Consider the following 14,912-nt stretch of genomic DNA (forward strand, 5'->3'; position numbering starts at 1 on the left):
ATGTCAGAATCTATGTATCTTAGTGCAACTCGATCAGGTAGAGCATTTTTTAACATTTCACTCTTTATAATCGCTTTTTTTATCATAAAATTAGGGCAATTTTTGATCGTACCTTTTTTAGCAATTTACTTGAACTATTTTTCACTATCGCCTATTTCTATAGGAGTTATTATTGCTTCCGGACAATTAAGCCACAGTCTGACAAGCATATTCATAGGACATCTATCTGATCGCTACCCTCCGCAGCAATTATTCATTATGACTTTATTTGGAGCAGGAATTGCCTATGAGGCCCTTTATCTAAGCCAATCTTTAGTGTGTTTTATTGTGTTAAATACCATCCTCGGCGTATTTCGAGCTATTTTTGATATTGCATCGAAAACGTTGTTAGCCACCAGTATCAATGAACAACAGAGAAGCGTTGCGTTTGGTTTACGTTATGCTGTTTTAAATTTAGCGGCGGCTTTAGGCCCATTATTCGGCGCACGTTATGCTGCTGAACAATCCACTCAGCTGTTTCAGCTCATCGCATACTGCTATCTTTCTACTGGTTTTTTATTGTCAATCTTCTGGTCAAAAAAGAACAATCTGCAGCTCTCAAAAGACTCTCATAGCTCCAAAAGCGTCTCCATCACAGATACCCTGCAACTTATCGCAACAAACACATCTCTGAAAAGACTCTTCCTCATTAGTTTCATCTGTTACAGCATGTACTCCCAAATAACCTCTTCGTTAGCCCAATATATTGTGCAACAATTTGACGATGGCGTTGTAGTGTACAGTAACATGCTAATCGTCAATGCAATAACCTGTGTTTTGCTGCAGATTTTTATTGGACCTCTTCTCCAAAAAGTAAATTATATGTTGCTTGCATCTATAGGGTTATCCTTATTAGCTATAGGCTTTATGGGATTTTGCTTTGCCCAAAATAGCTTAACACTGAATTGCTCCATGCTGATTTTATCCCTGGGCGAGGTGATCTTTTTCCCATTGAATGATGTGTTTCTTGCTAAAATTACACCACCTCATGTGATGGGTAGCTGTTATGGTGTTCTTAATGCCTCTGCAATTGGTTTGGCGGTTGGACCCATTTTAGGAGGTGCAATCTATCAGTTAGCTGACTATTATTCTTTATTTTTAATCTGCTCAATAGGTTCTCTACTTACGATTTTTCTTTATAGAAAATTGGTTGTTTTGAATGATACTGATTGAAACAACAAAAGTAAAAAGTAAAAAAGTCCCCAAAGTCCCAACATGAACAATTTATACTGGGACTGTTTTAACCCGGTATTAATATGGGTGCCCCACTCGTCCCTTTTGTCCCAGCATTTTTTACAAGTCTACAATAGATTGAACCAATCAATCCTCTTTTGCAGATTCATTTAATTCAGCCTCAATTTCTTCAACTGTCGGTAAACTACCTTTCAAATCAGTTGGAATTGATTTAGATAAGGTATATTCTGAAACACCTATAGGAGCACTAATGTTTCGCAATGCATATTCTGCAATGACTTTATTTTTCGATTTACATAGCAAGATTCCAATAGTTTGATTATCGCCGGGCTTTCGTAATTGATCATCAACAGCTGCTAGATAAAAACCCAACTGTCCGGTATGTTCTGGTTTAAATTTCGTATTTTTCAATTCGATGACAACAAATGCTCGTAATTCGAGGTGGTAAAACAATAGATCAACAAAAAACTCTTGATCATCAAAGGTTAGGGGGACTTGAGAACCCACAAAGGCGAAACCTTGGCCGAGCTCAATGAGAAAGTCACGAATATGGGTGATTAAAGCATTTTCAATACCACGTTCATGGGCTTTGCCTTGAATGGTCAGAAAATCAAAATTATAGGGATCTTTTAATATTTCATTGGCTAAATCGGATTGTAATTCGGGTAAATGCTTGTGGTAATTGGAGGTTTTATTGCTGGCAACGGCTTGACGTTCATATAATCCACTTTCGATCTGCATTTCTAGGATTGAGCGTGACCAGCCATTTTTGATGGTTTGAGTCGCATACCAATCACGCGCCGTATCATCTTTGACCATTTGCATTAAGCGGCTAATATGGCCCCAAGGTAATTGCGACACAGCTTGTGTCGTAATTGAAATATCGGAATATAGCGTGGCAAATTGCTTCATACGCTGTAGGTTTCGCACTGAAAATCCCTGCATTTCAGGGAATGCCTCACGCAGGTCATGCGAAAACTGTTCTAAAAATCCAGTACCCCACTGATGATTTTTTTGTTTCTCGATTAAATCAGTACCAAGCTCCCAATAGAACTTGATCAACTCACTATTCGCAGCAAGTGCTGCGCGAATCTGAGCTGCTTGTAACCGTGTTTTAATATCGGTTAAAAAATGCTTGTAATCTTGGTTTAAGCGTAATGCGTCATCTTGAACTTTAATTTCTTTACTCATGAACTGCTCCTTGTTGTTGGATTGCTATTAGTGTTGAGGATGGTTGGACACCCATACACTTCAAAAAATAATCGGTAATCTGCTGCATTGGTTTTCTCAGCCGTTCAACATCGGTCACGATGTACCCAGCAGTGATATCACCGTTCATTTTATGGTTCATCAAACGCTTTAAAGCATAAGCTGAGATATCCAGTCCCTCAGCAATAGTAATAAACGTTCGTCTTAAATCATGAACCGTAAAATGAATGCCTGAGAGCTTAGTTACATTGGCCATTTGCTTACGTGGCTCAATAATGTGACCTGCGGCTCCCGTGCCAGGAAAAACATACTCATTTATCCTTTTTTGGCTGCGTGATAATAGCAGTTCATAGAGGTAGGTAGAAAGGGGAAGGGTATGAGGCTCATGGTTTTTAGTATCAAGTACAGTTAAGGTTTTAGCGTTGAGATCCACTTGATCCCAGCGTAAAGTGGCTGCTTCCTGACGGCGCAATCCTGTTAGTATGATTAACAATAAGTAATCTCGTAAAACTTCATTTTGTAGTTGTTGTACACCAAGGTACCAAGCCGCCAATTCATGAGCTTTAATAAAACTTTGACGACGCTCAACCCGATACCAAGCTCTAGTTTGTGATAAACGTTTTACCGGGTTTTCGGTAATTAATGATTTACCTTGTGTATCCTCGTATTGGCCGGCTGCAAAATTGAAAAGGGCGCGCAGTAGACGCATGGCTAAATTGGCGTAAGCCTTGCCATGCTCTTGCCCTAATTTTTTATGATGCTTTGCAACGCTGTCTTTGGTGATGGTCAGCAAGGGTTTATTAATCCAGCTTGCAAATCCTGTGGCTAATACCTTTTTGTAATTATAAAGGGTATTGTGTTTTAGCGATTTACGAACTTGAATGTAATCATTAAATACATCGTTTAAGGTGATTTGCCGCATTTTTTCTGCGCGCTTTTCGGCAACTGGATCTATTCCTGTGGCAATTTGTCCAAGTAGTTTTTGGGCTTCCTTTCTTGCCATCTCAACTGTCAGTTCAGGATAACGGCCTAAAGTAATTCGGGACAGTTTATTTTTTATGAGTTTTTCAACAAAAAAAGCCTTAGTGCCACCGGAGGTAACTCTGATACCAAATCCCTTCATTGCGTCATCGTAATATCGTTTTTGTGCCGTTCTTCCCTGAGTCGTTGAAACAGGCAAAGGTAGTTTATCAACGGCCGATTTTGTGATTTTCATTTTCCCTCTTATTCAAACGTGTCGAATATGTGTCGAAGGAATGATTAAAACACAATAAAAGTAATTGTGCTATAAAAAAAGCCGATAGTCCTTATAAACAAAGGGTTATTGAGATAATTTAAAAGTTGGTAAAAGTAATTAAAAGCCGTAATCTTATAACTGTTAATCATTAGGTCGCGGGTTCAAGGCCTGTCCGAGAAGCCAATCTCAGTCTGGGTTTTGGCGAACATCAATTAAACCTTAAATGAGTTCTTCATTGCTAACGAACTGATTGAAACCCAATACCCGAATGCAATGGACTTGAAACAAGATTTTTCAATAGCTCGCTAGAGTCTGTTGACAATTGCTTCATTACCCTAGTGAACAATACCCTCTCAGAATTTTTAATCTACAGTAATGTTTTAGCATTGTCGCTAAATCGATCTTCAAATCAGTCTTCTTTGATAAGACTAATATTCATTGAGTTTCCCTCAATATCTTTTGATATAACGCTGACGTTAAGATTATCTATAAGAGCATTAATTTTCTTCTCAGTAAAAGGAGTTATTAGAATTCCTTTTTTAATAGCCCAGTTATTGATTTTATTTGATATTTTATCCAGAAATCCTTTTGTTTTAGGGTATAAAAGTACATTCAAAAAAATTGTGCCTTTAGGTTTTGTTACTCGCACCAGTTCGGCTAAAGATTTTTCAACTTCTGGGAAGCAATGAACTGAATTTGCAATAGAAACCGAATCGAAAAAGTTATTTTCATAGGGAAGAGATGCGGCATCTTCTTTTTCAAGAATAATATTTGGGTCTCTCTTAAATCTTTTTTTGGCTCCTGCAAGCATAGATTCTGCATAATCAAAACCATAGATGACATCATATTTTACATTTTTTAATTTGAGCCATTTTAAGATAACATATAACAATGAGCCAGAGCCAATAGCCGCTTCAAGATGAATTCCCTTTATGTTTTTACTAAAAAAGCTAATTTGATTCCATAAAGTCGCTTGATAAGCAAATGTGAGTATAAAGAGGCCTCTTAAGTCATAAAACCACGAAGGAGAATCATACGCCTTATTAACTTCTTCAGCTGTTTTGCTTTTGTTTACCATGCGACACCCATTCAAAAAATGAGATCTACCAAATTCATAATAGTCAACGAGCAATCACTATGCAAATTATTTGCGCCTTAAAAGTAATAAAGAATTAAATTGATGAGTAAGGGAGTTTGACTAAACTCCAATACGAATCCAAAGCTTAAAAATTAAACTAGAACAGCACCAAATCCAGAGTATCCTCTTCATTTTCATCTAAAGGAACATTTGAGAAATTATTAATTAAGCTTCTGAATATATGTATTAAAGAGACAATAGGAATAAGAGCAATGGTTAATGCTAAGGCCAGCGAATGTCTTAACACTTCAAGAGGAATTGCAATTGCCCAGGCTATTCCATTAAGTATGGGTGTATTTTTTCTCTCTTCTAACCAGGTATCAGCAATTAATTTACGTGCTACCAATGGAAAAATTAAAAAATCCAATGCCCCTTTGATCCCTGTTTTACGATTATAAACAGCATAGATTTCGGAACCCACTATTACGGGGATCAGATAGGGACGAAAGAAAGCTGTCATTATTTGCTCAAACACAGTTTTTTGAGAAGCAGAAGGCGAGTAATCATAATGATCACCGACTAAACATACGTATGTTGCATCGATAGTTTCATACCAGCACAAATCTCTATTCCACTGTAATTGAATAAATTCATGAGTTAACAGATCGGGTATTTCCTCAGGCATTAATATATTTAGCAAAGGCTTGTTACGATAGTTAATACCTGACGACTTGGATAAAGGGTTTAGCGCATTAAAAAAATGAGGCATACAGCTTTATTGCTTAATTTATTGATAAAATGACAAAATTATAGCAATCAATTCTAATAGATACTATATCTCGATTACTGCTTGCTAATCAAATGGGTATTAAGAGTGAAGATAATTTTGGGGTCATAGTTACATTAATGAAGCACAGTTCTTCTAATGCAACCAAGCGATCACAATAAATTTTAATAATGATTGTAATCAAAGTTTTTAAGCCAAATTCTAGCTTGTTCTAACTTCATCACGTTTAACTCAATATTTAATCCATATGCTACACTGTATAAGACTTTTGAGTTTATTGCATAGTTCGTGGATAAAGTAGTTCCAGTTTATTAAAAGAAACTGAAGAATCAGAATAAAAAATTCGATTAATGCATAGGTGAATATGCTAATTTTAAATTACGGAGAATAGTATGAAAATAAAAGGAATTAAAAGGGCTTTTATATCTACGTTCTTGATGTCAACGTTAATCGCAACATCTTCATTTGCCAGTTCAGAAGAAAGCGCCGTTGATAATAAAATAAATGCGGTTATTTCTCCCAAAATTTTTGAAAAAGCCAAAAATAATGAAAACTGGAAGTTAGCATTTATGACAGGTAAAGATGCTCAGGTTGTTTTTATGAGTATCACCCCCAAAACGAACCCCAACAATGAGATTGGGATGGAAATTCATAAATTTGATCAGGTCATATTTGTTGTTGAGGGTCAGGCAAAATCTGTTCTCAATGGAAAAAATGCAACGGTTACAGCAGGTGATATGATCTTTATCCCTCAAGGAGTTCCTCATAATTTTATTAATCTTAATGCAAAAAAACCATTCAAAATAATTAGCGTCTATTCAGCTACTGATATCCCTGAAAAGGCAGTATATAAGCACAAATCTGATATGCCACGAGAGTAACTTAGTGGCATTTCGCTCCAGACTTATTTCTCATAGGAGGTTTGTCGTTTATGCAACATAAAGAACATCATCGAATTGAACGAATTGGCTGGTTACGTGCGGCCGTCCTGGGCGCGAACGATGGCATTATATCTACAGCGAGCTTGTTGATTGGTGTTGCTGCTGCCCACACGCCATATAATGGAATACTTATAGCTGGGATTGCAGGATTAATTGCCGGTGCCATGTCAATGGCTGCAGGTGAGTATATATCAGTAAGCTCTCAAGCAGATACAGAACAATCCGCGCTACAACGTGAAAAGAAAGAACTTGAGACAAGCTTAGCGAATGAAATAGAAGAGTTAACCACAATATACATCAATCGTGGATTAGAACCCGCTCTTGCAAAAGAGGTTGTAAAACAACTGATGGCTAAGGATGCATTAGGTACACATGCTCGAGACGAGCTTGGCATTACAGAAATATCGAGTGCACGTCCGCTTCAGGCAGCAATGTTTTCAGCCTGCAGCTTTACTTTTGGTTCATTATTACCTCTATCAATCATATTTATTGTTCCCAGTACCTATCTTATTCTAACAATATCAGTGATGACGGTTCTATTTTTGGCATTACTCGGAGGAGTTGCTGCACAGGTTGGTGGCGCGCGAGTACTATTAGGATCAGTACGTGTTGTCGTTTGGGGAACACTAGCGATGGTTGTGAGTGCAGGGATTGGTTCATTGTTGGGCATAACCGTATAGATTAATTCTTATCCTCGCTTTAACCAACAACTAACGACCACAACTTGATAAGCAGGGCTGTTAATGATTAGGTCACCAGTTCGAGTCTTCTGCTAAAACCAATCTTAGCTAACTCTTAAGAGTATTTTTTTCTTCTTTACTGTTCTCATCAGAATATTGACTATCGATTTCTTGAATTTTCTCTTGTAAATTGGAGCGCCAAATACTGTTTTTAATCAGTTGACCATGTCTCTGTTGGGTCTCTTCTTTTCGCGTTTGCCAATCTTGCTGCCATTCTTTGCCTTCCCAAAAAGGAGGAACAGGCTTTAATGTGGTTACCTCAGAGTTTGTTTCAAGCCTTACAAACTTAACCGTATCTAGAGCAACTTTAGAAAATTCGGGACCAAATTCTGTTGCTAATTTATAGACTCTTCGTAGTTCTGTGAGCGTGACCCATTTATCGATAGGCCCCTCATCTCTTTGAGCAATTTGTTTTGGGTCATAACTCTCATCACTTTTTCCAACTACAAAAATTAAAGGAACTATTGGTTTACCTTCTTTTTGCCTCTTATAATTTTCAACAATTAAGTCGTTAATAATAAACTTAAAATAATTATATATAGAATAGGGGTTATTATTGGTTAGATCTGTGTTTTTGGTTTCATAATTATCAGAATGAACTGCATTTATTCCATTGCTTTTATTGAATGCATTACAGACCTCTTTATAGTTATATTTACCAAAACCGAATACAACAACTTCAGAACTGTTACCACATAGCTCCCTTATAGAATCCTCATCAATTTTCATATTAATCAATCAAAAAGTGAGATTAATGTAATTATAGATCAATAATTAATCTTTTTTTAATGAGAAGTCCGTGTTAACACCTCTTTATTCTTAGCCTAAAGGGGGTATTGGAATCCAACTTTTATGCGGTATTGCATGCCCCATCAATATGATAATAAATGAACTTCGTCTCATAACAAAAAACAAAGTTGACTTTTTTTGGACATTTTGGTCTACTGACTTTGATTCAACTTTATTCAAAGTTGAGTCAAAGAAGTATATATGGAAGGTTACAATTGCTTAGAATATTGCTATTAGTAGAGATACCCCTATCTGTTGCATGTTCTCCCTATAAAAAAAATACAAATCAAGAGTGCTGTCTGTGTATGGAAATTTAAACTAATGACACTCAAAGCTGTTGTGCCTGATGGAAATTTGACGAGTACCGTCTTCTATTAAAAAGCGGAATCTTAATAAAAACCAATCAATTGATTTTAGAAGCAAGTCACTGAAGATAGAAGATGGAGCCAAGAAATTAAGGATAAAAAAAAATGATGTCGAAAATTAGACTATTTAATCCTTCACTTCCGAAAAATAGCGTATCTGTTATTAAAGAAGTGCATGCAGAAAATAAGCCAAGCCTCATCAAAGGATCTTATACTGGTCAGAGATGGCGACACAAAAGCATGGAAAAAACCTTAGATTGGATCACTGATTTAAAAAAATCAGAGGAATTACACCGTATAGCACAAGATAATTTAAACCTATGGGCTAAACATAAATCAGCTTCACCAAAGTTAGTTGAAGTCATCCACAGAGATTGGGGGCTTGCAGCGCTTGAAGCAACCAAAAAATATGGCGTATTTTACTCGGTACTCAATATGGCAAGTCCGATGTTCCCTGGGGGGGCTGCCTTAGAAGGAGGAAGTGCCCAAGAGGAAAATATATGGCATCGAAGTAACTGTGCTCAATCTTTATTGGACAATATTATTTATTTAGACAAAGAAGCTAAAGCATTTTGCTACCGTGACACAGCAAAAAAGCTTTTAGAAGCCAAGATAAAAATGACTGAGGAAGAACGTGAGACATTGAAAAAACACGGTGGAGAAACGGACTCCCAAGGATATAAAGTATTTTTTAGCCCGGAACCCAGGGTATGTTTCAGAGGGCCTGAAATATCTTTTCCCACGGCTCCTGATGACTTTACACATGTACGCTATGTTGCAGATAGTGACATGAGTTATGCCTTTCTTCCTGAATCAGATATTTTCCCATTTTATGAATTAAGATCAGCTGCGCCGCAACTTCCCTCCACACCCCATGACTTGGATCTTGAAACCGAGAAACAATATATAGCGGATCTAAGAAGACGCATTGCCGCCCAGCTCGATACATTAATTCTTGCAAATCAACCCAATGCAATTTTAGGTGCCTGGGGTTGTGGTGAATTTAAAAATGATCCTCAAATAGTAGCAAGGGTATATAGTGAAGAAATTGAGAAACGAGCCCATTTCTTCGAGCATCTTGTGTTCCCAATAATTAATACCGGCTCACACAATAACTATGCGATATTTAATCAACAACTCTCGGGCATAAAACTTGGAAATACACTTTCTGTTGGTTCAGATTTAAGCCTTGATTAAATGATTTTATGACATATCAAAAACCGTTTTAAAAGCATGTCCATCCAAACCGCTAAATGTTCAAAGACTGAAACTTTAGCGGTGTCTTCATTATATCTGCCTTAATTCAAGCTACACTTGTTATATAACCTTATTTAAGGAAATAGTAAGAATGAGTAGCAAAGCACCCGTTGTAATTGGTGACGTGAAAATTAAACCTGGTACCCGCAAAACTGTTTTATTACCCATGCCCAAATTATATGACTGGACTCCCATCAGTTTGCCAATACATGTCATTAACGGGGTGGAAGAAGGACCTTCGTTATGCATTACTGCAGCCATTCATGGCGATGAAATCAATGGAGTTGAGATCATCAGACGCTTCTTGAAAAAAAAGGGGCTAAAAAATATGAACGGGAATGTCATTGCGATTCCTATTGTCAATGTATACGGTTTTTTATACCAGGAACGATACTTAATGGATCGAAGAGACTTAAATCGATCATTTCCTGGCAGTTCAAATGGTTCACTGGCCTCCATTCTTGCTAAAATTATCAGCAAGCAAATTTTATCTCAATCAACTCACGCCATTGATTTACACACTGGCTCCAATCATCGCTTTAATTTACCGCAAATTAGAGCAAATCTTGATATGCCAGGTGTCGAAGAATTGGCTCACGCTTTTAATGTCCCAGTCATTCTGCATTCAACATTTAGAGATGGTTCAATGCGGGAATATGCGAATGAGCAGGGCATTCCTATTTTGGTTTATGAGGGAGGAGAGTCTTTGCGTTTTGATGAATTATCCATCAGAACAGGTATTAATGGAATTTTAAGTGTTATGGGGGCCTTAGGAATGATTCAACCAGGGCGATACAGAGTAAAAAAATGTACCCCTACTGTATCCAGGAACAGCTATTGGATAAGAGCACCCATAAGTGGCATTTTAAGACACATTAAAAAATCAGGAGATCGAGTCACCAAAGGACAAGTAATTGCGGTTATCGCCAATCCAACCAGTACGGAAGAATACAAATTAAAATCACCACTTTCTGGCATTATTATTGGTGAAAATATGCTGCCGCTTGTGCATTCAGGACAGGCTTTGTTTCATATTGCCAGCTTTGAAAAATTAACGGTGGTTGAAGAGCAGCTGGGTAATTTGCAAGAAGCATTTGATCTGAGTGATTATGAAGAGTGACTACCTCAAAAATAATCCAGCCACAATCGTAATAATGCAGTGACCGCTTGTGGTGATTCCATAGGTGCCATGTGGCCAGAGTCCTCAATAATCGCTAATTTGGCATTGGGAATTTTGCCTGCCAACTCGGTATGAACGGCCAGAGAAAAATTTTTATCTTGGCGTGCATGAATGACCAAAGTAGGCATTGCAAGTGATGCAAGGAACGAGCTACATTCTTCGCGAGCTAACAGGATTTTTTGCTGAGAAAGAAAGGCCTGTTGACCAACACTTAGAAACATGGAAAGCACTTCCGCCTTAACCCGGTTATCGTACACATAATGATCTGCAAGTGCCGCAGCAACCGTCTGAAAATTTCCCTGCTCAACTTTTTGTATCATTTCTATTCTTTTTTGATGTTTTTCTTCAGAGTCTTGTTGGGCAGAAGTATTCAATAAGCATAATTTTAAAATGCGCTCCGGAGCCCTCCTGGCAAGTTCCAATGCCAACCATCCACCCATCGAATGTCCTGCCAGAAAAAAACTCCCTTCAACATGGTTTAACACCGTTTGGAGCAAATCCTCAGTAGTATTCCCATGAACGAGTGGAATGGTTTGACAACTCACCAGATCTTGCAAATGATGTGTTTGATAAGCCCATACGCGATGATCCGACAAAACCCCAGGTAAAAAAACCAATCGGCTGTTGGCGACTGTTGTTGGCTTTTCTTTTGCCGTTTTTATTATTGTTAGCGCATTCATCCGTTGCAGGTATTTAATTAATGTTTTTTTAGTTTAGGTGATAAGTTTAAATCCTGTAAACGTGTAATTTTCTATTTTTACTTATTTTAGATAACTAATTGTTAAATAAAGAAAATATATAAATTCAAGTCAATATGACCTTTTAAGACTCAAGTGATTTTAAAATAAAATGACCATCTTAAAATGATTCGATTAAATACTTTTTAATAAGAGGTTTTCGCACGAATTGCATCCGTTGGTCCAGCATGTGTTTTTTGCCATTTATGCTTATAATATATTATTGGTCAATAAATAATCATGGTGCATTTATATGGCTCAATCAAACTTAGAAAATACATCTTTGGCTTCGACAACAAACATTATTGATACAATGATTAAAGACCCTATTGGTGCTTTAAAAATTGCTAAAGAAGTAGTTTTGCAAGCTGTTGATTCTACTGGGGAAGATTATGAGGAAATGGCAGAGGAAATTAAAGATATAGTGAAAAATAAAAACTATTTCTCTTCATTAAACGTGGTTAATAATTATACTTATTATTATAATGCAATATCTAATTGGCCACCTGAGTGTAGTTTCGAAGAACAGCCAGCAGCGGCAGCGTTTCAATGTGCGTTATTAGATGAACTAGAAACGATATTTATTAGCCAGCTGAATGAAAATAAAGAGGGAATACTTCAAAAGATTGATTCTCTAGGTGATGAGAGCGCTAAAGAATCTTTTAAGGAATTATACGGTATTATAAATGGCGATGAGAAGGAATATGATTTTTTTGCAAAAAGAGAAGCTGCAATAAAAATTTCTAAGTTAATAAGCGATGTTGAGCATAATGAGCAAATAATAGTTAAATTAATCGAAAAACTTGATGAATATATACAGCAATTAGAACAGTTGGAGGTCCAACTTACTGATGAGTGTGTAAAACAACAAAAAAAACTAATCCCCCAAGATAGTAAAGCCTTACAGCTTGGTCTTAAAGCAGCAAATTTAGAATTGGCTATTGATAGCGCAAAGGACCTTAAAACAATCATAGAAAATAAATCATTATCACTCGAAAGAAGGGTCGATAAATTTAATGAGTTATTGACAGCTAGTGAAAAAAAATTTAATGAGGCTTCTACAAAAGTAAGCGAGGGTATTTTATGGGATATAGTTGAATTAGTTAAGGAATTAATTTTTCCAACTCCTCAAAAACCTAATAAAGTACAAGAATTTAAAAACTCCATTATGCAAATTAAAAAAACTGATCTAGATAATCAAGAGCAAGAGCAAGACCCTTCATGTTCGTCTAAATATGGTTCTAGCTAGCTTTTTTCACTAAGTCTGACGTCAGGCTTAAGGATTATGCGCGGAATTACAGATACCCTTCTCTAAGACGAAAAACGTTTTGTAAACCACAAAACCAAATCATCATCCAGACAAACCATAGCTCCCGGTGCAACAGTTTGCTCAGCATAAGTGACTCATTAATTCATTGGTTAACTCTCAAAATCGGAACAAAAAACATATTGGCATTGATCATTCATTACAGATAATATCAATAAAAAAAGAGAAAAACAGTGGATAAAATTATCCCTTTTTAATCCTAATGAAGGTTGTGTTGATGGCCAATAAATCTCTGGATACTTATTTAAACTTATGCACCCAGGTCTATGATCTGAGTAAGCCGCATCCGCCACAAGATGCTTGGAATTTCTATTTGAGTTATGCAAATGAGACCGAGGGGGATATTTTAGAGCCCATGTGTGGTACTGGGCGTTTTCTGCTTCCTATGTTGAGGGAAGGGTTTGCGATTGAAGGATTTGATGCCAGTAAATCGATGCTGGATGCGCTACATGCCAAAGCAAAAGTACAACAGTTAGAACCCAAGATCTGGCACGGGTATCTTGAAGAACTCTGCCAGGCAAAGCAATATGGATTAATCTTTATTCCGAGCGGTTCATTTGGCTTAATCATTGATATAGAGGCGATTAAACGGTCATTAAAAGCTATTTATCATCATTTAAAAAATGGGGGTATTTTCGTATTTGAAGCGGAAACCTCATATGCTGTTCCCAAAGAATTGGGGATTTGGCGTGGCTCGCGTTGGCATCGTGCCGATGGACAAACGATTTTGCTTAGTCAACTGGCCCTGGTTGAGGAGTCCATTTGTTACTCGATTGGCAAATATGAGTTAATTGAGGCAAATCAACTTATTAGAACTGAAATCGAGGAATATAAGATCCGTCTTTATGATGAGCCCTCTCTTTTACTCGACTTACTTCATGAAACCGGTTTTAGAGAAATTCGCTTGCTCAAAGCATTTGATAGGTCCGCATCGCCTGACGAACAGGATGAAACAATTCTCTATGAATGCAGAAAATGATTCAGCGCTTCTTTGGGCGCAAAACCATCTGAATCAACAGGGTTATTCCATACAAGGATCGTCTAAATTAATACAAAACACATCCTGGGCCAAGGTATATCAATTAGCCACAACAAGAGGCTATTTGTATTTAAAACAAATCCCTGAGTCATTTGCCATTGAGCCTAATTTATTATTATACCTGCGGAGTTTTTTCCCAGCCCTAGTGCCGGAAGTGCTTGCCCATAATCCAAATTTACGCTGTTTTTTGATGAGTGACCGAGGAACACCTCTTAAAAAACAATTGGCCATCAATTTTCAGGTTGATTTGGCCAGAGAAGCACTTAAATCCTGTGCGGAAATCCAAATGGGTCTTATAAGCCAAATTGATTCGCTACTAGCACTTGGAGTCCCTGATTGGCGTTTGCCGAACCTCCCTGAGTTATATTTCAAATTACTGGATGACACCGAGTTTTTGATCCACGATGGTTTCACCTCAAATGAGCGGCAACACCTCATCTCGCTGCACCCCAGATTTGCGGGGCTTTGTCAGCAGCTTGGCCAATATTCTATTCCAGAAACAATTGAGCATAGTGATTTTCACGAAAATAACATCCTCTGTCAGGCACAACATCTTACAATTATTGATTGGGGTGAAAGTGTTCTTTCCCACCCTTTTTTTTCGCTAATTTCTTTTTTGGTGAACATGATGCGCGCTCATCAAATGAATGATCAAAATAAAACTTATCGTCAATTACGTGATAGCTATTTGGGTTATTGGCACGCTTTTGAATCTCAGGAACGATTGTTAAATGCATTTGCTTTGGCAAAACGTTTAAGCCCAATTAAATACTGCTTAAGTTTTTATCGGTTAACTCAATGTCCAGGATGGCAAGCTGGCAAACGTCATCAAGGGCGAATAGCACATGTGCTACGCACATTCCTCCAGTCAGAATTAAAAACAGATACAAGTTAATACAATCGACTATTTACTTGGATGCCACGAACAAGCCCTGAGAGATGGTCACAAAAAGTGACCATTATTTTTAAAAAAAGAATAATTTTTTTTGAAGT

General features: G+C 37.2%; 14 protein-coding genes. 8 read left to right on the top strand and 6 right to left on the bottom strand.

Going from position 1 to position 14,912, the window contains the following annotated elements; translation table 11 throughout:
• Complete coding sequence (locus DGG96_RS16035; RefSeq protein WP_110143647.1) at positions 1 to 1,212, top strand: MFS transporter; 1,212 nt, start codon at positions 1 to 3, stop codon at positions 1,210 to 1,212.
• A gap of 147 nt (positions 1,213 to 1,359) precedes the next feature.
• Here the strand turns inward: DGG96_RS16035 and DGG96_RS16040 are convergent, their stop codons facing one another.
• The 4 genes from DGG96_RS16040 to DGG96_RS16055 all read right to left on the bottom strand — a co-directional run bounded on the left by DGG96_RS16040 (position 1,360) and on the right by DGG96_RS16055 (position 5,526).
• A complete protein-coding gene (locus tag DGG96_RS16040; RefSeq protein ID WP_110143648.1) occupies positions 1,360 to 2,424 on the bottom strand; it encodes a PDDEXK nuclease domain-containing protein in 1,065 nt (354 codons plus the stop codon).
• Entirely contained in the window at positions 2,417 to 3,658 is a 1,242-nt protein-coding gene (locus DGG96_RS16045) for a tyrosine-type recombinase/integrase (protein ID WP_110143649.1), read from the bottom strand. Before DGG96_RS16045 ends, DGG96_RS16040 begins: the two co-directional genes overlap by 8 nt.
• A gap of 430 nt (positions 3,659 to 4,088) precedes the next feature.
• Positions 4,089 to 4,757 carry a class I SAM-dependent methyltransferase gene (locus tag DGG96_RS16050; protein WP_110143650.1) on the bottom strand — a complete coding sequence of 223 codons (669 nt, stop codon included), beginning with the start codon at positions 4,755 to 4,757 and terminating at the stop codon, positions 4,089 to 4,091.
• A gap of 157 nt (positions 4,758 to 4,914) precedes the next feature.
• Complete coding sequence (locus DGG96_RS16055) at positions 4,915 to 5,526, bottom strand: hypothetical protein (RefSeq protein ID WP_110143651.1); 612 nt, start codon at positions 5,524 to 5,526, stop codon at positions 4,915 to 4,917.
• Positions 5,527 to 5,936: 410 nt separating this feature from the next.
• On the opposite strand from DGG96_RS16055, the gene DGG96_RS16060 reads away from it, so the two are divergent.
• Both DGG96_RS16060 and DGG96_RS16065 read left to right on the top strand, forming a co-directional pair.
• The gene (locus DGG96_RS16060; protein WP_110143652.1) at positions 5,937 to 6,425 is read left to right on the top strand and encodes a cupin domain-containing protein; all 489 of its coding nucleotides are present in this window, start codon (positions 5,937 to 5,939) and stop codon (positions 6,423 to 6,425) included.
• Between the two features lie 50 nt (positions 6,426 to 6,475).
• Positions 6,476 to 7,165, top strand: coding sequence for a VIT1/CCC1 transporter family protein (locus DGG96_RS16065; protein ID WP_110143653.1), 690 nt, complete (start codon positions 6,476 to 6,478; stop codon positions 7,163 to 7,165).
• 108 nt (positions 7,166 to 7,273) lie between these two features.
• Here DGG96_RS16065 and DGG96_RS16070 read toward each other — a convergent pair whose 3' ends face one another.
• Positions 7,274 to 7,954, bottom strand: coding sequence for a hypothetical protein (locus DGG96_RS16070; RefSeq protein WP_110143654.1), 681 nt, complete (start codon positions 7,952 to 7,954; stop codon positions 7,274 to 7,276).
• 530 nt (positions 7,955 to 8,484) lie between these two features.
• Here DGG96_RS16070 and DGG96_RS16075 point away from each other — a divergent pair.
• Both DGG96_RS16075 and DGG96_RS16080 read left to right on the top strand, forming a co-directional pair.
• Entirely contained in the window at positions 8,485 to 9,576 is a 1,092-nt protein-coding gene (locus DGG96_RS16075; protein WP_110143655.1) for a poly(ADP-ribose) glycohydrolase domain-containing protein, read from the top strand.
• A 151-nt stretch (positions 9,577 to 9,727) separates the two neighbouring features.
• Complete coding sequence (locus DGG96_RS16080) at positions 9,728 to 10,756, top strand: succinylglutamate desuccinylase/aspartoacylase family protein (RefSeq protein ID WP_110143656.1); 1,029 nt, start codon at positions 9,728 to 9,730, stop codon at positions 10,754 to 10,756.
• Between the two features lie 5 nt (positions 10,757 to 10,761).
• On the opposite strand, the gene DGG96_RS16085 is transcribed toward DGG96_RS16080, so the two are convergent.
• Positions 10,762 to 11,496, bottom strand: coding sequence for an alpha/beta fold hydrolase (locus DGG96_RS16085; RefSeq protein WP_110143657.1), 735 nt, complete (start codon positions 11,494 to 11,496; stop codon positions 10,762 to 10,764).
• A 310-nt stretch (positions 11,497 to 11,806) separates the two neighbouring features.
• Between DGG96_RS16085 and DGG96_RS16090 the strand changes: the two genes are divergently transcribed.
• The 3 genes from DGG96_RS16090 to DGG96_RS16100 all read left to right on the top strand — a co-directional run bounded on the left by DGG96_RS16090 (position 11,807) and on the right by DGG96_RS16100 (position 14,814).
• Entirely contained in the window at positions 11,807 to 12,802 is a 996-nt protein-coding gene (locus DGG96_RS16090) for a hypothetical protein (protein WP_110143658.1), read from the top strand.
• A 295-nt stretch (positions 12,803 to 13,097) separates the two neighbouring features.
• On the top strand, positions 13,098 to 13,859 hold the full coding sequence (locus DGG96_RS16095; RefSeq protein WP_110143659.1) for a class I SAM-dependent methyltransferase: 762 nt from the start codon (positions 13,098 to 13,100) through the stop codon (positions 13,857 to 13,859).
• Positions 13,828 to 14,814: a phosphotransferase gene (locus tag DGG96_RS16100; protein ID WP_158618892.1), complete on the top strand. Its 987-nt coding sequence runs from the start codon at positions 13,828 to 13,830 to the stop codon at positions 14,812 to 14,814. Before DGG96_RS16095 ends, DGG96_RS16100 begins: the two co-directional genes overlap by 32 nt.
• Positions 14,815 to 14,912: the final 98 nt, after the last annotated feature.

It is taken from the genome of Legionella qingyii (assembly GCF_003184185.1).

What these genes read in the sequence shown, in the direction of transcription:
- DGG96_RS16035 (WP_110143647.1), top strand. Translation starts at nt 1, where the DNA reads ATGTCAGAATCTATGTATCTTAGTGCAACTCGATCAGGTAGAGCATTT.
- DGG96_RS16040 (WP_110143648.1), bottom strand. Translation starts at nt 2,424, where the DNA reads ATGAGTAAAGAAATTAAAGTTCAAGATGACGCATTACGCTTAAACCAA.
- DGG96_RS16045 (WP_110143649.1), bottom strand. Translation starts at nt 3,658, where the DNA reads ATGAAAATCACAAAATCGGCCGTTGATAAACTACCTTTGCCTGTTTCA.
- DGG96_RS16050 (WP_110143650.1), bottom strand. Translation starts at nt 4,757, where the DNA reads ATGGTAAACAAAAGCAAAACAGCTGAAGAAGTTAATAAGGCGTATGAT.
- DGG96_RS16055 (WP_110143651.1), bottom strand. Translation starts at nt 5,526, where the DNA reads ATGCCTCATTTTTTTAATGCGCTAAACCCTTTATCCAAGTCGTCAGGT.
- DGG96_RS16060 (WP_110143652.1), top strand. Translation starts at nt 5,937, where the DNA reads ATGAAAATAAAAGGAATTAAAAGGGCTTTTATATCTACGTTCTTGATG.
- DGG96_RS16065 (WP_110143653.1), top strand. Translation starts at nt 6,476, where the DNA reads ATGCAACATAAAGAACATCATCGAATTGAACGAATTGGCTGGTTACGT.
- DGG96_RS16070 (WP_110143654.1), bottom strand. Translation starts at nt 7,954, where the DNA reads ATGAAAATTGATGAGGATTCTATAAGGGAGCTATGTGGTAACAGTTCT.
- DGG96_RS16075 (WP_110143655.1), top strand. Translation starts at nt 8,485, where the DNA reads ATGATGTCGAAAATTAGACTATTTAATCCTTCACTTCCGAAAAATAGC.
- DGG96_RS16080 (WP_110143656.1), top strand. Translation starts at nt 9,728, where the DNA reads ATGAGTAGCAAAGCACCCGTTGTAATTGGTGACGTGAAAATTAAACCT.
- DGG96_RS16085 (WP_110143657.1), bottom strand. Translation starts at nt 11,496, where the DNA reads ATGAATGCGCTAACAATAATAAAAACGGCAAAAGAAAAGCCAACAACA.
- DGG96_RS16090 (WP_110143658.1), top strand. Translation starts at nt 11,807, where the DNA reads ATGGCTCAATCAAACTTAGAAAATACATCTTTGGCTTCGACAACAAAC.
- DGG96_RS16095 (WP_110143659.1), top strand. Translation starts at nt 13,098, where the DNA reads ATGGCCAATAAATCTCTGGATACTTATTTAAACTTATGCACCCAGGTC.
- DGG96_RS16100 (WP_158618892.1), top strand. Translation starts at nt 13,828, where the DNA reads ATGAAACAATTCTCTATGAATGCAGAAAATGATTCAGCGCTTCTTTGG.